This is a genomic window from Gardnerella greenwoodii 00703Dmash (assembly GCF_000263635.1).
Taxonomy (GTDB): Bacteria; Actinomycetota; Actinomycetes; order Actinomycetales; family Bifidobacteriaceae; genus Bifidobacterium; species Bifidobacterium greenwoodii.
Genome location: NZ_ADEV01000009.1, coordinates 371,625 through 396,755, shown reverse-complemented (window position 1 = coordinate 396,755; position 25,131 = coordinate 371,625). Strand labels below are relative to the sequence as shown.

General features: G+C 43.9%; 19 protein-coding genes, 2 tRNA genes and 1 riboswitch. Of the genes, 16 read left to right on the top strand and 5 right to left on the bottom strand.

The genetic code is table 11. The features are described 5' to 3' along the window. Window positions 1–100: 100 nt before the first annotated feature. The 3 genes from NG78_RS00740 (at window position 101) to NG78_RS00750 (ending at window position 3,211) form a co-directional block, all read left to right on the top strand. Window positions 101–1,198, top strand: a complete 1,098-nt coding sequence (locus NG78_RS00740; RefSeq protein ID WP_004135305.1) for a hypothetical protein — start codon at window positions 101–103, stop codon at window positions 1,196–1,198. 109 nt (window positions 1,199–1,307) lie between these two features. Beyond that, a tRNA-Ala gene (locus tag NG78_RS00745) sits at window positions 1,308–1,380 on the top strand. 103 nt (window positions 1,381–1,483) lie between these two features. Next, a riboswitch (Lysine riboswitch) is annotated at window positions 1,484–1,670 on the top strand. Window positions 1,671–1,717: 47 nt separating this feature from the next. Then, the gene (locus tag NG78_RS00750) at window positions 1,718–3,211 is read left to right on the top strand and encodes an amino acid permease (protein WP_004135303.1); all 1,494 of its coding nucleotides are present in this window, start codon (window positions 1,718–1,720) and stop codon (window positions 3,209–3,211) included. Window positions 3,212–3,281: 70 nt separating this feature from the next. On the opposite strand, the gene NG78_RS0105895 is transcribed toward NG78_RS00750, so the two are convergent. Further along, entirely contained in the window at window positions 3,282–4,220 is a 939-nt protein-coding gene (locus NG78_RS0105895; RefSeq protein ID WP_004135301.1) for a hypothetical protein, read from the bottom strand. A gap of 209 nt (window positions 4,221–4,429) precedes the next feature. After that, window positions 4,430–4,505 (bottom strand) — tRNA-Asn (locus NG78_RS00755). 204 nt (window positions 4,506–4,709) lie between these two features. Between NG78_RS00755 and NG78_RS00760 the strand changes: the two genes are divergently transcribed. After that, window positions 4,710–5,324 carry a M23 family metallopeptidase gene (locus tag NG78_RS00760; RefSeq protein ID WP_004135299.1) on the top strand — a complete coding sequence of 205 codons (615 nt, stop codon included), beginning with the start codon at window positions 4,710–4,712 and terminating at the stop codon, window positions 5,322–5,324. A 133-nt stretch (window positions 5,325–5,457) separates the two neighbouring features. Then, entirely contained in the window at window positions 5,458–7,269 is a 1,812-nt protein-coding gene (locus tag NG78_RS00765; protein WP_004135297.1) for an AMP-dependent synthetase/ligase, read from the top strand. 8 nt (window positions 7,270–7,277) lie between these two features. Here NG78_RS00765 and NG78_RS00770 read toward each other — a convergent pair whose 3' ends face one another. The 3 genes from NG78_RS00770 to NG78_RS00780 form a co-directional block, all read right to left on the bottom strand. Beyond that, on the bottom strand, window positions 7,278–9,089 hold the full coding sequence (locus NG78_RS00770; protein WP_004135295.1) for a substrate-binding domain-containing protein: 1,812 nt from the start codon (window positions 9,087–9,089) through the stop codon (window positions 7,278–7,280). 65 nt (window positions 9,090–9,154) lie between these two features. Then, complete coding sequence (locus NG78_RS00775) at window positions 9,155–9,961, bottom strand: fructosamine kinase family protein (protein WP_004135293.1); 807 nt, start codon at window positions 9,959–9,961, stop codon at window positions 9,155–9,157. Between the two features lie 104 nt (window positions 9,962–10,065). Beyond that, window positions 10,066–10,521 carry a hypothetical protein gene (locus NG78_RS00780; protein WP_004127064.1) on the bottom strand — a complete coding sequence of 152 codons (456 nt, stop codon included), beginning with the start codon at window positions 10,519–10,521 and terminating at the stop codon, window positions 10,066–10,068. A gap of 240 nt (window positions 10,522–10,761) precedes the next feature. On the opposite strand from NG78_RS00780, the gene leuS reads away from it, so the two are divergent. The 11 genes from leuS to metE all read left to right on the top strand — a co-directional run bounded on the left by leuS (window position 10,762) and on the right by metE (window position 25,129). After that, window positions 10,762–13,746 carry a leucine--tRNA ligase gene (gene leuS, locus NG78_RS00785; RefSeq protein WP_004135291.1) on the top strand — a complete coding sequence of 995 codons (2,985 nt, stop codon included), beginning with the start codon at window positions 10,762–10,764 and terminating at the stop codon, window positions 13,744–13,746. 346 nt (window positions 13,747–14,092) lie between these two features. After that, window positions 14,093–14,782, top strand: coding sequence for a ComEA family DNA-binding protein (locus NG78_RS00790; protein WP_004135288.1), 690 nt, complete (start codon window positions 14,093–14,095; stop codon window positions 14,780–14,782). Between the two features lie 7 nt (window positions 14,783–14,789). Beyond that, entirely contained in the window at window positions 14,790–16,472 is a 1,683-nt protein-coding gene (locus NG78_RS00795; protein ID WP_004135286.1) for a ComEC/Rec2 family competence protein, read from the top strand. 68 nt (window positions 16,473–16,540) lie between these two features. Next, on the top strand, window positions 16,541–17,539 hold the full coding sequence (gene holA / locus NG78_RS00800) for a DNA polymerase III subunit delta (RefSeq protein WP_004135285.1): 999 nt from the start codon (window positions 16,541–16,543) through the stop codon (window positions 17,537–17,539). Between the two features lie 84 nt (window positions 17,540–17,623). Beyond that, window positions 17,624–18,196, top strand: a complete 573-nt coding sequence (gene tsaE / locus NG78_RS00805) for a tRNA (adenosine(37)-N6)-threonylcarbamoyltransferase complex ATPase subunit type 1 TsaE (RefSeq protein ID WP_004135283.1) — start codon at window positions 17,624–17,626, stop codon at window positions 18,194–18,196. A 138-nt stretch (window positions 18,197–18,334) separates the two neighbouring features. Beyond that, complete coding sequence (tsaB, locus tag NG78_RS00810; protein ID WP_004135281.1) at window positions 18,335–19,195, top strand: tRNA (adenosine(37)-N6)-threonylcarbamoyltransferase complex dimerization subunit type 1 TsaB; 861 nt, start codon at window positions 18,335–18,337, stop codon at window positions 19,193–19,195. A gap of 25 nt (window positions 19,196–19,220) precedes the next feature. Continuing rightward, the gene (gene rimI, locus NG78_RS00815; protein WP_004135274.1) at window positions 19,221–19,751 is read left to right on the top strand and encodes a ribosomal protein S18-alanine N-acetyltransferase; all 531 of its coding nucleotides are present in this window, start codon (window positions 19,221–19,223) and stop codon (window positions 19,749–19,751) included. 21 nt (window positions 19,752–19,772) lie between these two features. After that, window positions 19,773–20,816 (top strand): tRNA (adenosine(37)-N6)-threonylcarbamoyltransferase complex transferase subunit TsaD, encoded by a 1,044-nt coding sequence (tsaD, locus tag NG78_RS00820; protein ID WP_004135273.1) that lies wholly within the window; start codon window positions 19,773–19,775, stop codon window positions 20,814–20,816. An 85-nt stretch (window positions 20,817–20,901) separates the two neighbouring features. Beyond that, complete coding sequence (locus NG78_RS00825; RefSeq protein ID WP_004135272.1) at window positions 20,902–22,011, top strand: tRNA (adenine-N1)-methyltransferase; 1,110 nt, start codon at window positions 20,902–20,904, stop codon at window positions 22,009–22,011. Window positions 22,012–22,020: 9 nt separating this feature from the next. Then, on the top strand, window positions 22,021–22,578 hold the full coding sequence (locus tag NG78_RS00830) for a SixA phosphatase family protein (RefSeq protein ID WP_004135271.1): 558 nt from the start codon (window positions 22,021–22,023) through the stop codon (window positions 22,576–22,578). A gap of 208 nt (window positions 22,579–22,786) precedes the next feature. Then, entirely contained in the window at window positions 22,787–25,129 is a 2,343-nt protein-coding gene (metE, locus tag NG78_RS00835; protein ID WP_004135269.1) for a 5-methyltetrahydropteroyltriglutamate--homocysteine S-methyltransferase, read from the top strand. Window positions 25,130–25,131 lie beyond the last annotated feature (2 nt).

Genomic DNA, 25,131 nt, shown 5'->3' with positions numbered 1-25,131 from the left:
GTGATACCATCGTTGTGAATGGTAATTTGTAATTTGTAGTAAGTTTATACATATTGCATTTATGTTTCGCAATACATTGTTAGGTAGTTAAGGTAAACACGTGAAGAATTTCTTCAAAGGCATATCATTTACGCAGGTTTTAGCGGGTTCGCTGGCAGCAGTGACCTCGTTTTTGCTTGCTTCTAAAATTGGTATTGCCGGTTCGGTTATTGGTGTGGCTATTGGTTCGATTGTGTCGGCTGTGGCTTCTCAGCTGTATCAGAATGTTATTCACGCTTCTTCTCGAAAGTTAGCTGAAGCAAATCCTAAGAATCTTAATAATTCTGATTCTGCTGGTTATGCTAATGATTCGAAGCAATATAAAGATAATGTTCAAACTCTTAACATGCATCCTGTCTACAATGTTGAAGTAAGAAATGCTGGATATAAAGTCGCGGGAGATGATGCTCGTATGGCGTATTCTAGGCAAAATAGTGAAGTTAATTCTGGGCGAACTATAAGCTCTGAAGCTAAAGATCCAGAATTAGAAAATACGCGACTTTTAGAGCTTTCTGCTTTACGAGAGCAGCGCGAAGAAGATATGGAATTGTCGGAAGGCGAGTTGAGTCAGCCTGTGCCGTTATCTAAAGCTATTCGCGATTCTAATTATGCTAACGAAAGTAATTTAAATCGACCTAAGAATAGTTATGCTGCAACTATTGCTATAGCTGTAATAAGCGCTTTAGTTGCTGTTGTTGTTACTGCAGGAATTGTTTTGCTTTTTACGCAAGGCAAGGGAACGGACAATATTCAGCCTCAGCAGATTCAGCAGAAGCCTAAAAATCAGGTAAATCCTCAACAAAATAGCAATAATGGCGTTGAGCATAAGAAGCCGTCTGATAGTGATTCAGAAAATCAGGATTCAGAAAAAGAGGATGAAAACAGCGGTTTACATTCCCGCGATGACTCGGATTCTAATTTAGGAAATTCTGCAGATGGTGAGTCTGGCGGTGATAATTCTTCAACAAGTGGCGGATCGCATTCTGGAGAATCAACTTCTGGAAGTAACGGGAGCGGGGAGTCTTCCTCGTCAACTGCTCCTGGTGGTGCTTCCGGTAGTTCTTCTAACGGCGGTTCAGGATCTTCTTCAGGGGGAGCTTCAGGCGGAGCGTCTACTTCTGGAAATGCAGAAAATTCCGGTAGTTCAAGCGGTAATTAAGTAGCGATATTTTTAGTAATATTTAAGCTGATTCGACACGCCGCATTTGGATAGAGCGCTAATTTGTTGTATCCTATCAAAGGTTCGCTTGAACAGCATAACTAAAAACGGGGCTATGGCGCAGCTGGTAGCGCATCTCCATGGCATGGAGGGGGTCGGGGGTTCGAATCCCCCTAGCTCCACGATTTATCTCGGCAAGTTACATAATTTGCCGAGATTTTTTTATTCTCTTTCCGCCACGCCGCAATTCTGTGTGTTTGTCGCTAAGTAGTACTAATAATGAACACCATCGACCAGAGGTTGCGCTCAACAAGAGTAGTAAGTATGAGCTCGGAAAAGCGTTGATTACTTACAAAAGGGGAGAGCGCCGAAGTTTACTACTGATTTCCAAAGGTAGTGAGCTGGGACTTGGTTTAATATGCCAAGTACTGTCGCAGCGATTCGGCATTCGCTGCGGAGCGCTATCGACACGCACGCTGTTGCTTGTTTTGCCTCTGATGCGACATAAAAGGAGGAAAAATGAGTAATAGTTCATTACCATCTACTGCTGAACAAACTTCTCAGCAGAATCACGATGTTCATCGTGCTTTGAAAACACGTCATATTTCCATGATTGCTTTAGGCGGCAGCATTGGTACCGGCTTATTTGTTGCCAGTGGTGCAACAATTCACATGGCTGGTCCTGGCGGCGCTTTGCTTGCGTACGGCGCAATCGGCATTATGGTTTACTTCCTTATGACTTCTCTTGGAGAAATGGCAACGTTTATGCCTATTAGTGGCTCGTTTGCTTCGTACTCCGGACGCTTTGTTGATCCTGCTTTAGGTTTTGCAATGGGCTGGAACTATTGGTTTAACTGGGCTATTACGGTGGCTGTAGACGTTAGTACTGCAGCAATTGTTTTGCAATACTGGTTCCCGAAAGTGCCAATATGGATTTTCTCGCTTTCGGTTCTTATGCTTATTTTGCTGATTAACGTTCTTACAGTTAAGTGCTTCGGCGAAACAGAATACTGGCTTTCTATTGTGAAAGTTGTTGCGGTTATTGTGTTCCTCGTTGTTGGCATGCTTACAATTGTTGGCATTATTGGCGGCAAAGCTCCATTCTTGCAAAACTTTACGCATAAGGATGCTCCGTTTGCCGGTGGTGTTCCTGCAGTGCTGTGCGCGTTTGCTATTGCTGGATTCTCGTTCCAAGGAACTGAGCTTATTGGTATTACTGCAGGCGAGTCTGCAACTCCAGAAAAGAGCATTCCAAAGGCTGTAAAGCAAGTGTTCTGGCGTATTCTTCTTTTCTACATCCTCGCAATTTTCGTTATTGCATGCATTATTCCTTACACCGACAAGAATTTGCTTGGATCAGAAGTAACTGATATTGCTATAAGCCCATTCACACTCGTGTTCCAGCGTGCAGGTCTTGCAGCCGCTGCAGCAGTTATGAATGCTGTTATTTTAACTTCTGTTATTTCTGCAGCAAATTCTGGAATGTACGCTTCTACTAGAATGCTTTATGCTCTTGCAAAAGACGGTAATGCTCCGAAAGTTTTCGGCAAAGTAAGCTTCCGTGGTATTCCAGTTCCAGCTTTGATTGCAACATTTGTGGTGGCTTTGTTCACGTTCTTCATGAGTATTTTTGGCTCGCAAATATACATGTTCTTGGTTGCTGCAAGTGGTTTAACAGGCTTTATTGCTTGGGCGGGTATTGCTTTAGCGCATTACCGCTTCCGAAAAGCATATGTGGCTCAGGGACATTCTTTGGACGATTTAGTGTACCGAGCAAAGTGGTATCCTTTTGGCCCGATTGTTGCGTTCCTTCTGTGCGTTCTTGTTATTATTGGCCAGGATTTGCACTCATTTGCAACTCTTAACTGGCAGGCCATTGGCATTACGTACATGTCTGTGCCACTGTTCTTAATTTTGTACGTTGGATACAAGATTAAGAATCATACTAAGGTTATTCCGCTTGAAGAAGTTGATTTAGCCGGTATTAAAGCTGCTAATCAGGTAAGAGCTTAAAAACTATTTAAAGGCACAAATAAAGCTCCCAACGAATCCGTTGGGAGCTTTATTTTATAATTCTATTTTATTAATGTGCTGCAGGTGGGTTTTGTGCAGGTGGGTTGGTTGTAGGTGGGTTTTGTGCAGGTGGGTTGGTTGTAGGTGGGTTGGTTGTAGGTGGGTTGGTTGTAGGTGGGTTGGTTGTAGGTGGGTTAGTTGCAGGTGGGTTAGTTTTCTTGCAGTTTTCGTCGCCTGGCTTGCATTCTTTCTGTGGTTTCTTGCAGTTTTCGTCGCCTGGCTTGCATTCTTTCTGTGGTTCCTTGCAGTTCTCGTCGCCTGGCTTGCATTCTTTCTGTGGTTCCTTGCAGTTCTCGTCGCCTGGCTTGCATTTTGGCTGTGGTTTCTTGCAGTTCTTGTCGCCTTCTTTGCATTCTGGCTTTTTAGTGTCTTTCTTCTTGTTGTTATTCTGAGGCGCTGGCTTCGTCTTTTGAGGAATAACGTTCGCACGCCTAATCACATTGCTGGTTGTTCGCTGTATTTCCTTCTTTTCTTCCTTCTTTTCTTCTTTCTTATCTTTGTCTTCAGCTTTTGTGTCAGCGCTATTTAGTAATTCAACAGCTAAAGCTCTAATTTCTTTTGCTTTAACCGCATACCATTCAGAAGCTGCCAAAGCCTCAGCGCTTTGGCTTCCAAGCTCTTCTGGAGAGTTTGCTGTGCAGCTTACAACTTCAGGAGTTGTCTCTTTTATTATTTTCGCAAGCTTCTTGCCATTTTCAGACTTATCTTCCGAAAGCTTAATAAGAATTCTGTTTTTAACTAAAGTGTCCCACGTTTTCTTAGCTTTCATAACTTGGGCAACTTTAACTTCGCACTGTTTACGTGCAGCCTTTGTGCGCTCAGTTTGTTTTACATACCAAAATGCGCCAAGCGCGCTAAGAGCTAATGCAAGTACAACAATACCTACAATAAGTATGATTAGCTTCTTCTTTTTGCCTTTATCGGCACTTTCGGAGGTGTGTTGAATCATTGTTTTCCTCTGTTTGTTAATGATTGCCCAATGCGTATCTTCTGATGACACATTTGTATCTATTTTACGACAAAGCTTTTAAGTTAGCCACTTTGTTAGGCGTATATCTTGTTGATATTTGAGGGTGTTGCCTTAAGCCTAATTAGCAATTCGCGGGGTATTCTCGTGTTCTTAAAAACAAAAAAGCCACTGGACTTCCAGTGGCTTGATGGCTCCTGCGGCTGGGCTTGAACCAGCGACCATTCGATTAACAGTCGAACGCTCTGCCAACTGAGCTACGCAGGAATATTTTGTGCAGGCTTACTGCCGCGCACAAGACATTTATATTACACGGAATTTTTGAAGATGCAAATATGGCGTGTTTTGGCGTGTCGAAATAGTGCTTATAAACATATGTTTTATCCACAATGCGCTAAAAGCTTATGATTTTGGCAAATTAGCTGCAAAACTTTTATAAAAGCCGCTTTATAAATATGGATGGGGGGATATATGTGTATTCGCAAAAATTATGAATTATATTGCCGAATAGCTGCCTGCTTTGGGATTTTTATAATCTCAGTTATTTTATTAGATGCACTGTTTTCGCAATATGAAATGCAGCAAAATAACCCTGCTAAATACTACGCTTCTAAATCTTTAGGTGCATGCTGTAAAACCTGCGCTCTTGCTAAAAGTTCTTATAGTGAAGAAACGTGCAAATCTACTATGAAGTGGCCGGTAAAGCCTCCTCGCATTGTAAAAGCTTTTAATCCGCCGCCTAAGCCTTGGATGGCTGGCCATCGCGGTGTGGATTTAGCAGCCTCAAAAGGAACTCCTCTTTATGCTCCTGCAGATGGTGTTATTAGTTTTGTTGGTAAAGTTGCGCGAAAGTCTGTTGTAACAATTAGGCATGGTGAGCTTACTTCTACTTTTGAGCCTGCAGTAACAAATCTTACTGTTGGAGTGTTTGTAAAGCAGGGGCAAAAATTTGCTCATGTTGAAGGTGGATCGGATCATTGCGCAAATCGCTGCGTGCAATGGGGTCTAAAACGAAAGAATCGCACTTACGTAAACCCTGCAAGTATGACTGCTCGCAAAAAAATCGTTCTTAAGCCAGTCGACTAAATAACATAATTAATATTCATATTTGTAGAAAACTGAACAAAATCTGCGTCAATCTTGTAGATATTGCCATAGTGTGAGGGTGTGAACAGCGTATAGTAAAGATTAACATCGATTATGCAACACAGGAGCGCATATGCAAGAATATTCTCGTCCACTTGATGAAGCTATTGATACAGATGTTAATATTTTTTCTCTGCTAGAAGATCGAGTTTCTCGTTGCGCTAATGATTCGTTAATTGAGTATGTTGATTCTTTAGGCTCGTGGAAGTCTTATTCTGCTAAAGAATTTCGAGATATGGTAGTTGCTGTTGCTAAAGGTTTTATTGCGCGCGGAGTTATGCCGGGGGATTCTATTTCGATTATTGCGCATACTTCATGGCAGTGGACTGTTCTTGACATGGCTATTATGTCTATTGGCGCTTTAACCGTGCCAATTTACGAAACTAGCTCATCTATTCAAATACAGCATATTGTTGAGGATTCTAAAGTTTGCTCAATATTCGTTGAGTCTGCCGATATGCTTCCAAAAATAGAAGCTGTTAAGGATGATTGCTCTACTCTTCACGACGTTTATGTTATAAACCGTGGAGCGCTTGATGCTTTTATTGAGTACGGTAAAACTGTAACTGATTCGGAGTTTTACGAGCGAGTTCACGCGGTTTGCGGAAGTGATTTAGCAACAATTGTCTACACTTCCGGTTCAACAGGCGAGCCTAAAGGAATTGAGCTTACGCATAGTAATTTTGCTTTTATTGCAAAGTCAGGCGTTGTTTCTATGCCAGATATTGCCTTAAAAGGTAATCCTCGCTTAATGCTGTTTTTGCCTCTTGCTCACGTGTTCGCAAGATTTATGCAATTCTTCTGCTTTGCTGGAAACGTTACGCTTGGTTTAACGAGCAATTTGAAAACAGTTTTGTCTGATTTTCAAACGTTTAAGCCGACTTTTATTCTTGGCGTTCCTCGTATTTTTGAAAAAATCTATAACGCTGCTTCGCAAAAAGCTGGCAGGGGAGTTAAAGGTTTTGTTTTTGCTTATGCGGCAAAAGTTGCGCGTCAATGGTCTTATTCTCAGCAGTCTAAAGCGATGGTTCCGCCTATGCTTGCTTTAAGCCACGCATTATGCAAAAAATTAGTTTATAAGCCACTTTTGCAAGTCTTTGGCGGTTCTGTTTCGTACGCTATTTCCGGAGGCGCTCCTCTCGATATGTCTATTGCGCACTTCTTTAACGGCATCGGTTTGCCTTTGCTTGAAGGTTACGGAATGACTGAAACTTGTGCTCCGGCTATGGTGAATCCTACAACCGGATACCGTATTGGAACTGTTGGTTTGCCGGTAAAAGGCGTGTCTGTTGCAATTGCGGATGATGGTGAGCTGTGTATTAAAAGCCCAGCAGTATGCAAAGGGTATCATAATAATCCGGAGCTTACTCGTCAACAAATTGTAAACGGCTGGTTGCATACGGGTGACTTTGGTTCTTTAGATGATGACGGTTTTGTGCGTATTACCGGAAGAAAGAAAGATCTTATTATTACGGCTGGCGGAAAGAATTTATCTCCAAACGCGTTAGAAGCTTCGTTAATGTCTTCTCCAATTGTTTCTCAAGCGGTTGTTATTGGAGACAGAAAGCCATTTGTTGCGGCGCTTATTGCGCTTGATTTGGCGGAAGTAAATTCTTGGCTTGCTTCCAGAGGAGCGTGCAAAGTGCGCTCGCTTAAAGAAGCGTCAGTAAACGGAATTGTACGTGCAGAAGTTGAGCGTGCCGTCACTAAAGCTAATTTGCTTGTTTCTAGAGCGGAGTCTATTCGCAAGTTTGAAATAGTGCCGGACGCTTTTACGCAAGATAACGGTCTGCTTACGCCAAGCTTAAAAGCTAAACGTCAGGCAGTTGTTGAGCGTTACCACGAGCTTATTGAGCGCGTTATTTACGCTCCTCGAAAGCACTAAGTGTAACTTTACAATCCTGCATCAGCTAGGGAAATGTAGCCCGGGTCTATTAGGCGAGCCTTCAAATTCGTTGCACTAACTGCTATCAGCTGTTCATAAACAGTTGGAACCGTAATTCCAGGCTCAATTGTCGATTGTTTTGTTGCAATCTTTGTAGAAAGATTTCCGGTGCTATTTAACGAATCGCACATTTCTGTAATATCTTTACTAATCTGTGCCTGATGCTCAATAGTTGTCATCCACTGCTTGCCGCTTACAATATTTGGCATAATATTCTTGTATGCTCCGTAGCCGGTTATTGCAGGCCATTTTTTTGCGTTAGCAGCATCGTTAGCATCTTCGGACTGTTCCTTGCTAATTTGCGCGTCTTTTGCGTGCTTATTGGAGCTGTTTTTAGGAGAAGGAACAGGGCGTTTAATAAGATTTCTTTTACCAATGAAGTTTCCAATAACATCCGGCAAAGTAAACGAAGGATTTATGTCTGCAGCGCTTCCTTCGTAGCCTAAATCGCTTAAAGTTTGCGAAGCTTGTAAAGCAACTTGATCGTCAAGAGCAATAATTCCGTCAACATGCATTAGCGAAGGTGTTAGGAGATTATTGTGTTTAGTAATACGATTCTTCAACTCAGTTTTTACAGCATCCGAATCGTCGGCGTCAAAAGCAACGTTAATCCAGTCTTTTTCGCTACTATTTGCGTGCAATTTTCCGGAAGTGCTAAGCAGAGTGCCAGAAGCGAAATATGGTCTAAGTACTTTCCACATTCCAGCAAAAGCGTCTTTTGCAAACTCGTCTTCTAACTGTGTTGAGGAGCTGGTATCTGCATTGTCTGAACTATTTTCGTCACTATTTTGAGATTCTTGATTATTATTTGAGGAAGAGTTTTGGTTTTCACTATTAGAATCTGCATTATTTGAGTCAGAAGCATTTGAATTGTTTGACTCGTTTGAGTTTTGACCGTTTGTGCCACTATTAGTTTTTGCGTGCAAATTTATATTTTTCTGATTGTGGCATGGCAAAAGAACTTCAATATAGCGCGGATTTTCGCGAGTAGCTCGGTCGAGAGCAAGTTTTTGAACTAATGTTGCTGCTTGAGTTTCGCCAATGCTATTAGCGTCAGAAAGGTGGAAAAGAACATCTGGCTTAAATCCTGGAATTGAGCGCGAAAGCATAACTACGTGCATTCCAGACTTTTGAGCAAGTCGAAGAGATGATGCTAAACGTTTTTGAGAAAGAAGAATATTTTTGTCTGTGTCTTCAGAATCATTTTTGCTTGTCAAAAGACCATGCTTGCTTTTTGTATTTTCTGTTTTGTTTGCTGTAGGTAAGGTTGCGTAATCCCCATAATTATTATTGCCATTCTTATTAGTCCATGGAGCAATAACAATAGTGGTTTTACTCAGCTTCTTCTTAATTTTTTCGCTTGAATTGCCAATATTTTGCTTATTTTTATTGTTATGATTTTCTAAATGCAATGGTGTTAGCAAATTCACAACATAATCCTGCACGTCTTGACTCTGCTGCGAAAGACTAGAAGAAGTTTTTGTAGTAATAGAATCATCGTTAAAACCCTTATTTTTTAAGTCTTTAACGATTTCTGGAACAAGATGATCCCATGTGCTTAGTGGCTTGTGTCTTGTTAAAGCTAAACCATCTGAAGGGGTGAAAATAACAACATTTCCGCGATACGTTTGCTGCACGTTTTTAGGACTGGAAGAAGTTTTAGAAGTAGTTCCGCATGCACTAACAACAAATAGTGTTGAAACTAGTGCTGTTAGCACAACTATAATTCTTTTCCAAGTGCTTACACGCAAACGAATCATACTAATGGCCTTTCGTAATTTTTACGATTAAGTCTTTAAATGTTTTATTTGTTTACTGCTGAAAGTCAGCTATTTAATAATCTTCTGCACATTTCTCGATACTCGCTTACGTATCCGCCGCCAAAGAATACGCAGTGGCCTGCAATAGGGTAGAGCTGCCAAATAATCATGCGCTGCTCAAAACCTGCCTTAAGTGGATGTACAGACTGGTATCCGTCCAAAATCTGCTTAAAATAGCTGATTCCAAACAGGTGAAGCATAGCTAAATCTTCTTCGCGGTGCCCGCCGTGGGCTGCAGGATCAATCAGCACAGCCTCCGTATGCTCTCCATCCTCGCTTTTAGTCCACAAAACGTTTCCGCTCCACAAGTCGCCGTGAACGCGCGCAGGCTTATCTTCCGCAGTCTTTCCTAATAAGTCGTAAAGATCGTCAATAACTTCGTTCGTAAGAGCCAAATCGCTTTTAGTAAGCTCTCCGCGAGCAATCCCAAGCTCAACCATAGGGCGCAAACGCCCATCCGCAAGGTAGTCAATAACGTTATTCCACTCGCCAGTTGGCATATTAACAGGGTCGCTTAAAGGCCCAAAATAGCATGTTCCATCATAATCTGCAGGAGCTTGACCAAAATATTTCGCACCATAGTCGTGCATGTGTGCAAGAGCTGCACCGAACTCAAAAGCAGCTAAAGGAGTTGGGGAAGCAGTGTCAATTCGCTCAATATTAAGGTAGTCGTTTCCCCAATCAAACACTTTTGCAACTCTAGGGCCGCCAAACTTGTGGGCTTCTTGCAACCATTGCAAACCCTTGCCTTCGCATTCAAAAAAACGCTCAGGTGCGTATAATCTGCTTTTTTTATACACATTATTGTCCATAGCAGCCTTCTTAACGTACTAGCATATACAGCTTATGCATATACGGCTTATCGTTACACACTTAATAAATATTTTACGAATAAACTAAATTATTCCCAATCTCACTATTTTACTGAAGTATTAGCACAATCAGACAAGCTGTGTTTAAATGCAGGGCAGAATGTTTTTGCAAACTGATATCCAAAAAGCAATCCTGCTAAAAATAGTGCAGAACCCAAACCGGTGTAAAACACTGCAATAAACTGTTCGGGAGCTATGTTGGTTGCGCGCAAAACAATTCCAAAAGTCATCATAAAAGCCATGATTATAAAAGATTTAACGTCAAAGAATTTGAGGAAAAATTGTTTTTCTTTGTATGCGAGGATTCTTTGAGTATGTTTTTTAACGAGTTTTCCAAAAATCAGGAATTGGAATATTGCAAAAACAACTAGAGACAAAGCGTAATTCAGCGGTTGCAAATAATTCTGGTAAGCCAACAAGCCAATCTTAAGAATATTAAAACCAGCAGCGCCCCAAACTAAGCAAGCAATAAGTAGTAACGTATTTTTTTGTACTTTCAATTCACAACCTCTTTAATATTTATAGTTTTATTGAATTTTACCTAATTTTCTAATCTTTATTCGCTTAAAAAGTTTATTTACTATTGTAATGATTTATTTTGCAAAATAAGCATAAAATCTTAATTTTGTGCGCGTATTAGGAAAACTTACGTTAAAACTACATATTTTCTCAATAAAATATCAATAAAACTTGTAAAAAGTGTTGCATAATGACTGCATAAGACGCTATAGTCCTAGGGTATGAACGACAACGATCAACAGTATGCAACAGCTGACAATAAAGCTACTATTGCTGAGCCAGCTTTTCGTTACAACGCGCAGCTCGCACAAGATATTGAGCAGCGCTGGCAAAAAACCTGGGACGAGCAGGGCACGTTCTGGGCTGCTAATGTTAAGGGCAATTTGAAGGATGGCGAAGGCAGGAATGCTGACGGTCGTCCTTCTTTCTTTGCAATGGACATGTTCCCGTATCCTTCCGGTAAAGGCTTGCACGTTGGGCATCCTCTTGGATACTTGGCAACGGATGTTGTAAGCCGCTACCACCGCATGAAGGGTGAGAATGTTCTTCACGCAATGGGTTACGACGCTTTTGGTTTGCCGGCTGAACAGTATGCTGTGCAAACTGGTCAGCATCCGCGCATTACTACCGAGGCAAATATTGCCAATATGCGCAGGCAGCTGCATCGCATGGGCTTGAGCTTTGATGATCGTAGGTCTTTTGCAACTATTGATACGAATTATGTGCGTTGGACGCAGTGGATTTTCTCCAAGCTTTATGACGCTTGGTACAACCCTGATTTTGTGCGCAAAGACGGCGGAAAGGGTTCTGCTCGACCAATTTGCGAACTTGTTGACGAGTTTAAGAGTGGCAAGCGCGAAATCCCAGGATTTGCAGGCAAAAAGTGGGAAGAGCTTAACAAGGTAGAGCAGGCGGATGTTTTAAACGACTTCCGTATTGCATATATTTCTAAGTCTCCTGTAAATTGGTGCCCAGGTTTAGGCACTGTGCTTGCAAACGAGGAAGTTACTGCAGAAGGAAAATCTGAGCGTGGAAACTTCCCAGTATTCCAGCGCAACCTTCGCCAATGGTCCATGCGAATTACCGCTTATGGACACCGTTTGGTTGAAGATTTGAACACTATTGATTGGCCAGAAAAAGTTAAGCTTATGCAGCGAAACTGGATTGGCGAATCTCACGGTGCTTCCGTGCACTTTGAAGTGCCATGTGCGGACGGCGAAACGCGCGATTTGGAAGTGTACACTACTCGTCCAGACACGCTTTTTGGCACAACATTTGCGGTTGTTTCCGTAGATCACCCAATTCTTGAGCATGTTCCAGAAGCTTGGGGTGCGGACGTTCCAGAAAGCTGGAAGGGCGGTTACGCAAGTCTTAAAGAAGGCTTGGCAGAGTATCAAGCTCAAGCTCGCGCGAAGACTGCAAAAGATCGCACGGAAGACGCGGGCGCTAAAACCGGCTTGTTTACTGGTCTTTACGCAATCAATCCTGTAACTGGAGCAAAACTTCCGCTCTTTACTGCAGACTACGTGCTTATGGATTACGGCACGGGCGCAATTATGGCAGTTCCAGGCGGCGATCAGCGAGACTACGATTTTGCAAAAGCCTTTGGTTTGCCAGTAATCTACACTGTTGAGCCTTTGCCTGAGTCTGGCGAAAAATTGGCAGATTACGAAGGTAAAGCTCCGTTTGTTTCTCACGACGGAATTGTTATCAACTCTTCTGTAGAGCATACGCACAAGCTTGGTGACGAATTGTCTATTAACGGTTTGCGCGTGGACGAAGCTATTAAAAAGGTGACGACTTGGCTTGAAGCTGCAGGCGTAGGAAAAGGTAGGGTTTCTTACCGACTTCGCGACTGGCTGTTTTCTCGCCAGCGCTACTGGGGCGAGCCTTTCCCAATCGTCTACGACGAGGACGGTGTAGCACACCTGGTTCCAGATAGTGAGCTTCCAATTGCTTTGCCGGACGTTCCAGACTATCAGCCAAAAACTTACGCTCCAGACGACGCAAATTCTGAGCCTGAAGCACCATTGAGCCGAAACGAGGATTGGGTAAAAGTTCAGCTCGACCTTGGTGACGGCGTAAAAACCTACTATCGCGACACCAACACCATGCCAAACTGGGCTGGTTCCTGCTGGTACTACATGCGCTACTTGGATCCAAACGACGCTGAGCATATGGTTGACAGCGACGAATACGACTACTGGATGGGTACAAACCGTCCAGGAAAAGAGCATGTGTCTGGCGGCGTTGACCTTTACGTTGGTGGCGTAGAGCACGCAGTTTTGCACTTGCTTTACTCAAGGTTCTGGCATAAGGCACTTTACGACTTGGGTTACGTGGATTCTGCTGAACCATTCCACCGCCTGTTTAACCAGGGCATGATTCAAGCTTACGCATACACGGATGAGCGCGGACAGTACGTGCCGGCCGACGAAGTTGAAGAAGGCGCTTCAAACGGCGCTGGCGAGCCAACCTTTACATGGCACGGCGAGAGCGTGAACCGTGAATTTGGCAAAATGGGCAAGAGCTTAAAGAATATTGTGACCCCAGACTACATGTACGAAAACTACGGTGCAGACACGTTCCGCTTGTACGAAATGAGCATGGGTCCGCTTTCTGAATCTCGTCCGTGGAATACGCGCAACGTTGTTGGCGGCATGCGATTCTTGCAGCGCTTGTGGCGTAACGTTGTTAACGAAGAAAACGGCGCTTGCGTGGTTACAGACGACGCTTTGGATGAGAAGACGTTGAAGATTCTTAACAACACAATTTCCGAAGTGACTGTGGAAATGGAAGCAATGCGACCAAACACTGCAATCGCTAAACTGATTGTGCTGAACAACCACTTAACTTCTCTTCCTCACGTGCCTCGCGCAGCAGTTGAGCCGCTGATTCTTATGCTGGCTCCAATTGCTCCGCATATTTGCGAAGAAATGTGGAGCAAGCTTGGACACACAAAGTCTATTGCTCACGCAGACTGGCCTGTTGCAGATGATTGCTACGTTGGTGAGGATACTGTTACTGCAGTTGTGCAAATTAAAGGCAAGGTTCGCGCAAAGCTTGAAGTTGACCCGAATATTGAGGCCGACGAGCTTGAAAAGCTTGCGCTAGAAGCTGTTGCCGATCGCTTGGGTGGCAAAGCTCCGCTCAAGGTGATTGTGAAGGCGCCGAAGATTGTGTCTATTGTGCCAGATGAAAGCTGAGTGTCAAGGTTAAAGACGGCTTGATTGTGCTGTGTTGCGCGATTTTTCGCGCAACACAGCATTTTTTTCGGTGTTAAAGGTTTTAACCACAGGCGCGACGACCTGCTTTCGCGCTTAGAGCGTAGCGCGCGAAAGCAACTCGGAGCGGAAACTCGCTTAAGTTGGAAGTCCGGTGGACTTCCAACGCGAGTTTCGTAGCGAGCGCGCTTTGCGCGTAAGCGTTCCTTCGTGCTTTACAGCATTTTTTTCGGTGTTAAAGGTTTTAACCACAGGCGCGTATTTTTCTTGCGCATACTTGCTATTTGTTCAATAGTATTAGCAAGAATTGCGTTAATTGGGGGATGCTATGGAATACTACGAGCCGGGGAGCAAGGTTCCTGAGCCTAAAACTTACTTGCCGAATAGGCGAATCGCATCGTCTTTGGCGGAATTTTCTAACGACGCTTTTAGCGAAAATAATATCGAAAATAACTTTAATTCTTTCGACGAAACTATTAGAAACATAAAATCTTCTCCGCGCTTTCACATGAAGCCTGTTCATACTTTGGCAATTATGTTTGTGCTGGTTGTTGCATTGTGCGCGAGTCTTACCATGCTTATTTCGCAATCGTTAACGTATCAGCGCGTGCAAAATAGTCAGTCTGAATCATTGCAAAAAATAGAAGATAATGCGGATTATTCAAAGCGTTCTTTTGATGATTTAGAAGATAGTAATTCTAAGAAAAATAACGAAAATAGTGAATCTGACTACGGTAACGAAAATAGTGACAATAGCGAAAGTAACGAAAGTAGTAAAAGTAACGAAAGTAGCGAAGTAAGCGAAAGCAACAAAAGCGGTACTCTTCGCATAAATATTAACACTGCAACAGTGGATCAACTGCAAAGCTTAAAAGGAATCGGCCCAAAAACAGCTGCGCGCATTATTGCTCATAGAAAGCGAGTTGGCGGTTTTAAAAGTTTAGAAGATTTGCTGCAAATAAAGGGCATTGGTCCTAAAACTTTGAATAAATTCCGCGGAAACGTTGACGTTAAATAGGTGAATTATGCGAGAAAAAGTAGAAAACGTTTCTGGAAGTCGCGATTTTAGAATGATTTTTGTTGCTGCAGCTTATTGGGCTGGATGCCTAATAGGAAAATGGATGAGCCAAATGCGAGTAATTAACGCAGGAATCGTTGCAATAATAGGATTTTCCTTCGCTTTTCTAGTAGCATTTTTTCTGCGTCGTAAATGCAATGACTGGAGCAGAACTATTCAAGCAGTAGTGTACGTTTCTTTAGCAGCATGCATGATTTCATACCTTGGTCAATGCGTGCTTTCAAAAGACGTTATTGCGCAAGAAATACGTGCAGAAAACCTTACTAAAATTCATTATTCTAACTATAAATCTACTTTGAATACTCGTGTTGCAGAAGCGGAAGTTAGAGTATTGACTCCTTTTAGAGCGTCAAAAAGTTTTAATGGAGATTGTCAAGCTAATGTGCGCGTTTACAAATTTGCAAATGCGCAAAGTTACGTTAATGCTAGGCTTTACGCATACAATCCAGTTTGTAGAAATATTAGTTACGGTATGCGGATTCGAGTGCCTGTTAGCTTAAAATCTTCGCGTTTTGACAATAAGCCTGAATTGCATGTGCAAAAAACGCAACAAAATGTGCAGATTGTACAAGACGCAAACTTTTGGCAAAACTCTGCTAGTAGCTTGTGGAAATCGTTTTATAACGTAACGAATAATCTTGATACTCAAGGCAGAATGTTGGTTCCGGGAGTAACTATTGGAATGTTGGGGCAAGAGTATGTGCCAACGGAAGCAACAAATTCGCTAAATCCAATAGACGAAACTTATTCAACTATGACACGTCAGCATTTTCAGCATGCTGGAATTATGCACGTTATGGCTGTTTCAGGCGGACACTTTTTGCTACTTAGCATGATTATTTACCGATGCTGCTCATATTTACTACTTCCGCGTTGGGCTACTTCTTCAATACAAATTGCGCTGCAAATTTCTTTAGCTGCAATAGTTTACCCTTCTGCATCTGTGCTCAGGGCGCTGATTATGGGAATAATATCCGCTGTTGCCTGGTGCTGCAAGCGCCCATACCAGTCGGCAAGCGCGCTAAGTTGGACTGTTATTGGAGTTCTACTAGTAAACCCTTCGTACGCTTGGGACTATGCTTTTGCGCTTTCTTCTGCAGCAACTTTGGGAATTGTTGTTATGGGAGTGCCAATGTCTAAAACATTTTCGCAATATGTGCCGCGTTTTATTGCTTCTGCGCTCGCAATAACTTTAGCTGCACAATTGTGGACTATGCCAGTGCAAATTCTTATGCAGCCGGAAGTTTCTTTTATGTCTGTGCCAGCAAACTTAATAATTGTGCCTTTTATGGATTGGGCAACAGTATTCGGCTTAATTTCGCTTGTTTGCGCGAGTTTTAATGCTGGGGCGTCGCTTGTTTTTGCAAGAGTTTCATCAATTGGAACAAGTTTTATGGAAAAGTGCGCGTATTGGTGTGACGAAGCGTCTTTTGGCGTGTTTCCTTGGATGAAGGGTGCTGCTGGAGCGTGGATGATGGCAGGAGTAGAAGTTGCAATATTTGCTGTTTTTATGCTTGCTTTTCGTGTCTTTCACAATCGTGCCTGCGTTCAGCGCATGAGCATAATCGGGCAATTATGGGCATCTTCTGCAAAGCGAACCATAAGTGAAGCTGCGCAAATCTTCGAGTAGTACTAAACACGCACGCATATTCGAGAGGAATATTATGATGGTTAAAGTTGGTTTGTTTAAGGAGCATTATGGCAGCAAGTAATAATCGCGCACAACGTATTATGCTGGTGACTCTTGTAGTTGGCGGGGATGCTTATTTAAACAATCTTAATGCTCGAACTTTGCGAGAAAAAATACAGAAGAATGCTCCGGATGCTGAAATTATTGAGCTTGACGCTTCGTCTGCAGACAAGTATGCGTTTGAAGAAGCTGTTGGCCCTTCGCTTTTTGGTGACGGTACAATTGTTATTATTGACGATTTGCAAAGTGCGGATGAGTCTTTAGTAGAAGCGATTGAAAAATTCTGCCAACAAGCGCAAAATAACGAAAATAATTTTGAAGAATCTTCTTTAAGCTGGGTTATTGCTCGCCATGAAGGCGGTCTTAAAGGAAAATCTATTGTTACGCGTCTTACAAAAGCTGGTGCTCAAACAATCACAGTGCCGGATCTTAAAAAAGACGATGCAAAACTCAACTTTGTTATGAGCATATTTGATCGTCACAATCGAAGTGTTGAGCCTCAAGCTGCCCAACGACTTGTGGCAGTTTTGGGTGGAAAAACAGGCGAGCTTGCAGCATTGTGCTCGCAATTATGCTTCGACTATGACGATAATCCAATAACTCTTAATATTGTTGACCGATACTTGATTGCAGATCCGCAAGTTACCGGCTTTTTTGTGGCAGATAAAGCTGTTACAGGTCACTTAGGTTCTGCAGTGCTTTCTGCAAGAACTGCAGTTGCGCAAGGAGTTGATCCTATAGCGTTAATCGGCGCTTTGGCTTCAAAAGTTCGTTTAATTGCGCTCGCAATGGCAGTTCGTAACGGCACAATTTCTAGTGCGGAAGCAAAAGCAAATCCGTGGGCGATGAAAATGGCAATGCGTCAGCTTGCAGGATGGAGTAGCGCTGGAGTTTCTAAAAGTTTACAAGCTTTAGCTTGGGCGGATGAGCAGTGCAAAGGCGGATCTAGCGACGCGAATTACGCGCTTGAAAAATGCATTATGATAATTGCGTCTAAAGGAAATTAAAAAACGTAAATTAAAAATTGTAAATTTGAAGTCTTAAATTAAAAATCTTAAATTAAAAATATTGTGTGAAAGATTGTGTTAAGAATGACAGAACAAATTGTGTTGGAACAGCAAAAAGTGCGTACTGTGCCTACGGATACTAATATGCGCGAGCTTGGTGAATCTGTGGCAAAACTTGTTAAAGAAGGTGACGTTCTGCTGCTTTCGGGCCCTCTTGGAGCTGGAAAAACAACGTTCGCACAAGGTTTTGGAGCAGGTCTTTCAATTAGCGAGCCGATTGTGTCTCCAACTTTTACGATTGCGCGCGAATTGCACGGCACTTTTGCGGATGGTAAGCCTGCAACTTTAATTCACGTTGACGCTTACCGTTTGGGTGGTGAGAATTTTGCTCCGGGTCAAGATACTGTTTCGCGTTTGCTTGACGAGCTTGAATCTTTGGGTCTTGATGAAGCTTTGGAAGAGCCAGGAGATGGCACTGTTGTGCTTATGGAGTGGGGTGAGCAAATGGCTGGAGTGCTGGCATCTGAGCGCTTAGAGGTTCATATTGCAAGGCCTATTGATTCTTCGCAAGTAGATGATTTTACTAGCGATGGTGAGCGAATCGTAACTTTGAAAGCTGTTGGCAAGGATTGGCTTAATCGACTTGCAAAATTGTAATTAAAAAATATCGCGGCAAATATTGCGGCAAATATCGCGGCAAATATCGCAATAAATAACGCTGTAAATATCGCTGCAAATAAATCAAGTTGTGGTAAGCGAGTAAGCTGATTGGGTACGTTTTGTTAAGGAATGAACATGAGTAATACGCTGATTATTGACACATCATTTGGCTCTACTGTTGGAATTGTGGGCCATGAGCCGATTGTTGAAACAGATTCTCGCACTCACGTAGAGCGTTTGCAAGTAAATATTGCAAAAGTCGTGGAAAATGCAGGACTCAAGCCTTCGGATATTGATCGCGTGGTTGTGGGAGTAGGCCCTGCTCCTTTTACAGGTCTTCGCGCAGGATTAGTTGCAGCAAAAGCGATTGCGTTTGCAAATAATGCTGAAATTTTGGGGTGTGATAGTCTTCTTCCTCAAAGTTTGATGATGCGCTCTGGTGCGTTTGAAGAAGCGCGCAAAAATGGCGTTATTTGCAAGGATTTGCTACTAAATATTCCGAATGACGCTGATTCTTGCGAGTCTTGCGAGTCTACTGTTCATCACTACGTGCTTTCGCTAAACGATGCGCGCCGCCGCCAAGTATACATGTGTTTGTACGACTGCGAAGGAAATGCGCTAATAAATATGGATATTGACTATCCGCAAAATGTTGTGTCTCGTGTGAACGAGTATTTAGCGAGCGAAACTAGCGAAAATCATTGCGTGGATGTGCTCGGTCATGGTGCTAAAAAGTACGTTGAAGACTGGCGAAATATTGCTCACGTTGGCGTTATTGCAGAAGTTTGCGCGCTTGACTTGGGTGTTAAAGGTTTGCAAATTTTCGAACAGTGCGCTTTAGAATGCGCTGAGAATTGCGCTGAGAATTGCTCCAATAAAGATGAGCACGTAAAAGCTGTTGAACCGCTGTATTTGCGCCGCCCGGACGTGTCTGTACCAAATCCGCTTAAGCATGTGCTTGGATCTGGCGAAGCGAATAAGGCAAAAGAAAAATAGAAGCGTTTTAACGATTTGAGTAATTATGATTGTTGATATAACGCGTTCTAAATTTCCAGCAGTAGCCGAGAATTGCAATATAGTTCCTAAGTGCGATTTTACTTGCGATGAGTTAGCGCAAAAAATAGCTCATATTGAAGCTGACTTATTTGGAAAAGGCTCGTGGAATGAAAGCATGATTTCGCAAGAATTGCAAGCTCCTATGCGCGCGTATTACGCTCAAATCGACGAAAATACGCATACGTTATGCGGGTATGCTGGCTACTGGTTTGACGGCGATGATGCGCAAATAATGACAATTGGCGTTGCGAAAAAATATCAAAGAAAAGGCTTAGCGGCGGAACTTTTATCAACTATGATCAAAACCGCAGAAAAAATTGGTGCCAAACGCATGCTTCTGGAAGTGCGAGTTGACAATGTTCCTGCGCTCGCGCTGTATAATCGCTTTGGTTTTAAGAAAATGGGTTTGCGAAAACGTTACTATCAGCCAGAAGGCGTGGATGCGTACACAATGTGCGCTGATCTAACCGCAAAAAATAACGGAACTGAGGAATAACGAGGAATAAAGAGGAATAAAATGAGCGAAGCAATCGTATTGGGAATTGAATCAACTTGCGACGAAACGGCCGCAGCTATTGTGCGCGGACGCACGCTGGTGTCAAATGTGGTGGCATCTTCAATGCAGGAGCACGCGCGCTACGGTGGCGTAATTCCAGAAATTGCTTCTCGTGCTCACGCCGAAGCTTTTGTGCCGGTTGTTTCTAAAGCTTTAGAAGACGCAAACATGGATTTAAGCGATGTTGATGCAATTGCAGTAAGTGCAGGCCCTGGTTTAGCTGGCTGCTTGGCTGTGGGAGTTTCGGGAGCTAAAGCCTTGGCTTGGGCTGCAAATAAGCCAATTTATGGTATTAACCACGTAATCGGGCATATTGCAGTAACGCAGTTGCAATTTGGTGACGTGCCGGAAGATGTGCTGGCTTTAATTGTTTCCGGCGGCCACACTTCGCTTCTTCACGTGAACGATATTGCTAGAAGTATTGACGTTGTTGGCACAACTTTGGACGATGCTGCCGGCGAGTGCTTCGATAAAGTTGCGCGCTTGCTTGGATTCCCATACCCGGGTGGCCCTCATATTGATAGGCATGGAAGGCTTGGAAATCCGGATACTTTGAAAGTTCCGCAAGGATTAACACAAGGTCGTTCCGGCAAAGAGCATCCTTACGATTTCAGCTTCTCGGGTGTAAAAACTGCTGTTGCTCGCTGGGTTGAAGCTCGTGAGGCTCAAGGTCTTGAAATTCCAGTTGACGACGTGTGCGCTTCTTTGGCTAATTCTGTGGCGGAAGTGCTTTCCAGAAAAGCTATGATGGGCTGCGAGCAGTATGGTTCTAAAACTCTTATGATTGGCGGCGGCTTCTCCGCTAATTCGCAGCTCCGTGAGCATTTGTTGGCTTGCGGCAAAGAGCATGGAATTGAAGTGCGTTTGCCGGAGCTTAAGCTTTGCACGGATAACGGTGCAATGGTTGCAATGCTTGGCGTGAATTTGGTGGAAGCAGGGGTTCGCCCTTCTGCTCCAGATTTTGCAATCGATTCTGCTATGCCGCTTACAACGGTGAGTTTATAATAGTAGAAATAATAAAAGTTGCGCTAAAAAGTCGTGATAAAAATCGTGCTCTAAAAAGTCGCTCTAAAAATAAGTGAGGTGTTTTGTGCAGTCAGTTAATTCGCGTAGTGGAGTATTACGAGTAGGTGAGAAGATTCAATTCACCGATCGTAAAGATAAGCGAATTACTGCACAGCTTGTTGCAGGCGGTGTTACGCAAACTGAGCACGGTCTTATTTGTCACGACGACGTGATTGGTCAAAGCGAAGGCGTTGTAATTACTACTGTTAGCGCAAAGCGCGAATCTTCGAAAACTATTTTAGATCCTTCTAAATCGTCTAATAAACCTTGGAAAGCAGCTCGCGCTATTGGTGGCTGGGATTATGTAGTTATGCGACCTCGCATGGTTGACTACGTGCTTTCTATGCCTAGAGGCGCGCAAATTATGTATCCGAAAGATATTGCGCAAGTAATCGCTTTAGGAGATATTCGCTCCGGAATGCGCGTTTTGGAGTCGGGCGCTGGCTCTGGAGCTATGAGCTTAAGTCTTTTGGACGCAGTTGGGGAGTGCGGAAAGCTTACGACGATTGAGCTTCGCCCGGATTTTGCGCGAATTGCCGAGTCTAACGCAACTTTGTACTACGGAAAGCGCCCAGAGTGGTGGAATTTGCTTACCGGCGATTTTGATTCGGTTGCAAAAACTTTAGACGCGCACAGCGTTGACCGCATTATGCTAGACATGCTCGACCCTTGGAATCGACTTGAACAAGCGCATCGCGTTATTGTGCCGGGAGGCGTGCTTATTGCGTATGTGACGACTACGACGCAAATGTCTCGAATGGCTGAAGCTTTGCGAGAAAGCGGCGTGTGGACCGAGCCGGAGATTCAGGAAACCTTGGAGCGAACTTGGAAAGCTCAAGGTTTGGCTGTGCGACCGGATCACGCGATGATTGGTCACACTGGATTTTTGATTGTTTCGCGCGCAATGGCTGAAGGTTTTAGCGCTTTGAAGAAGCGCGAGCATGGCACTAAAGACACTGTGAGCGATATTGACGATATGACAGCCGAAGAGCGCGCTGAGCAGTTGGAAGACTTGTCTTTGCGCGATATTTCGGATCGTAAGCTTCGTAAAGTTTTGCGCGATTTAGACGTGCAGCTTGCGCAATTGCCGCAAGATTCGCAATCTCAAAAAATAGAGCATAGTCAGGCTAAGTAGGAGATCATTATGGCATCACCAATGAAAAAGCTTATGAAGAAAGCACATCATAGTAAGTATGTTTTGTTGCTGATGCGTCATGCGAAGGCGGAAGCTCCTCAAATGGGCGATGACTGGGGTCGTGGACTTACAGATAAGGGCTTGAAGCAGGCAAAAATTATGGCGAAGGGCTTGCAGTCTTTGAAGCTTGTGCCGGATTATATTGTGTGCTCTAGCGCGAACCGCACTGAGCAAACTTTGAAGCGAATGTTGAAGCGTTTTGGTGATGCGCCTGTGGTTGAGTCGCGCAAAAGTCTTTACGATGGCGGCATGCAATCGGTTATGAACGAGTTGCAAGCTATTCGAGGCGATGTTCATACGACGATGATTGTGGGCCATGAGCCAACGATGTCGATGGCTGCGCAATGGCTTTCTTCGCCGGATTCGGATCCGGATGTGCTTGGGGCGATGCGTTTGGGGCTTGCTAATGCGTCGGTTGTGGTGCTTGTGTCTGATCGTCCATTCGCAACTTGCGGCTTGCGCGGCGCCACGGCCCTCGCAATCCTCACGCCCAAATCCTTCGAGTAGCTTTGCGCCAGTGCTCTGCAGACGCTGATTCCTGTTGTTCAAGGAACACTAGCATCAGTGCTGCCGCACGCAATTAAGCATATAAATTAAGCTTATAACGACACCCCAAGTTCTTTAATGACCCCAATCGCGCATTTCTTTGCTAGGCTAAAGCGAGTCGAAAGAAACAAATGTAAATGTGAGTCGAAAAGAAATTTTTGGAGGACGTATGTCTACGGTTTTAACTTCGGTGTCTGGTTTTCCGCGAATTGGCGCTGATCGCGAGTTGAAGAAAATTATTGAACGCTACTGGAAGCAGGATGCTTCTTTGGATGATGTGCGCAATGTTGCGAAGTCTTTGCGCGCTAAGCATTGGCGTTTGCAGTCTGAAGCTGGAATTGATTTAATCCCGAGTAACGATTTTAGCTACTATGATCAAATGCTTGATACTGCTATTTTGCTTGGTGCTGTGCCGGAGCGTTATAATGCTTTGAATTTTGAGCATGCTGAGGATACTTTGTTTGCTATTGCTCGCGGCTACCAGGGTGAGCGCGGCGATGTGACGGCTTTGCCAATGAAGAAGTGGTTTACTACGAACTACCACTATATTGTGCCGGAAGTTGAGAATCCGGAAGACTTGCATTTGGCTGGAACTAAGCCTTTTGACGAGTTTTTGGAGGCTCGCGCGCAGGGTTTGGAAACGAAGCCTGTGTTGATTGGTCCTTACACTTTTTTGAAGTTGGCTCGTACTCCTGAAGCTCAGGAGTTGGAAGTAACTGAGTCTGTGATTTCGGCGTTAAGTAACGCTTATGCGAGTATTGTTAAGCGTTTTGGCGAGCTTCACGCAACTTGGTTGCAGTTTGATGAGCCTTATTTGGCTTTGGATAAAGAGGAAGGCGATTTGGAGCTTTTTGAAGCTTTGTATAAGCCTTTGCTTGAGGCCAGGGGCGCGGAAGTTAATCTTCTTCTTAACACTTATTTTGGCAATATTGCTGATGCTTACGAAACTGTGAATAATCTTGGTTTTGACGGCGTTGGTGTTGATTTGGTGGAAGGCAAGGACGAGAATCTTGCAGCAATTGAACGTTATGGTGTGAATGATAATACTACGCTTTTTGCTGGCGTTGTGAACGGCCGTAATATTTGGCGCAACGATTATGCTGTAAGCCTTGGGCTTATTGACGCTTTGCGCGAGAATATTACGGATCGCGTGGCTGTTTCTACTGCTTGCTCGCTTCTTCACGTGCCTTTTAGCACTGTTGGTGAGGATGCTTTGGGTGCGGATGTGTTGCAGCATTTTGCTTTTGCTGTTGAAAAGTTGCAGGAGATTCGCGATATTGCAAATCTTTCTGCAGAAGGCGACGAAAATCGCAAATCTAGTAACGTTTTGGCTAAAAATCAGGCTTTGTTCGACGGTTCACGCGTAAAAGCGGATTCTGCTGTTGCTAATCGTCTTGCGAATCTTAAAGAGTCTGATTTTGTGAGACTTCCGGAGAGGGCAGAGCGTCAGCGTTTGCAGAAGGAAGCTCTTGGCTTGCCGGATTTGCCAACGACAACTATTGGATCCTTCCCGCAAACTAAGGATATTCGTAACGCTCGTGCTGATCTTCGTAAGGGCGAAATTACTCGCGAAGATTATGACGAGTTTATGCGAGATCGTATTGCTAAGTGCATTGAGCATCAGGAGCAAATTGGCTTGGATGTGCTTGTTCACGGCGAGTTTGAGCGCAACGATATGGTTGAATATTTCGGCCAGCATTTGCGCGGCTTTAAGTTTACGAAGAACGCTTGGGTGCAGTCTTATGGCACGCGCTGCGTGAAGCCTCCAATCGTGTGGTCGGATGTTTCTCGCGAGTCTGCAATTACTGTGGCGTGGAGCGCTTATGCTCAAAGCTGCACGAAGCATATTGTTAAGGGCATGCTTACAGGCCCGGTGACTATTCTTAACTGGTCTTGGCCTCGCGAGGATATTACGCACGAGGAGCAGACTCAGCAGTTGGCTCTTGCTATTCGCGATGAAGTGTTGGATTTGGAGCGCGCTGGTATTCGTGTGATTCAGATTGATGAGGCTGCTTTGCGTGAAAAGTTGCCGCTTCGTCGCTCTGATTGGCATAAGAAGTATTTGGATTGGGCGATTTCTGCTTTCCGCCTGGTTCATTCTGCAGTGGCTGCGACTACGCAAATTCACACGCATATGTGCTATTCGGAGTTTAATGACATTATTCGCGACATTGACGCTATGGATGCGGATGTGATTTCTTTCGAGGCTTCTCGCGGCGACTTGGTTGTGCTTGACGCTATTCACGACGCGCATTTTGAGACTGAGGCTGGCCCTGGCGTTTACGACATTCATTCTCCGCGCGTGCCTGGTAAGGCGGAGCTTGTGGAGCGTATTCACGAAATTTTGCGCAAGATGCCTGCCGAGAAGCTTTGGATTAACCCGGATTGCGGTCTTAAAACTCGAGGCGACGCTGAAACTTGGCCGAGCTTGGAGAATCTTGTTGCTGCAGCTAAAGAGGTTCGGGAAGAATTGCAAGATAACAAGCTAATCGATCATCCGAGCAAGGGGTGAGT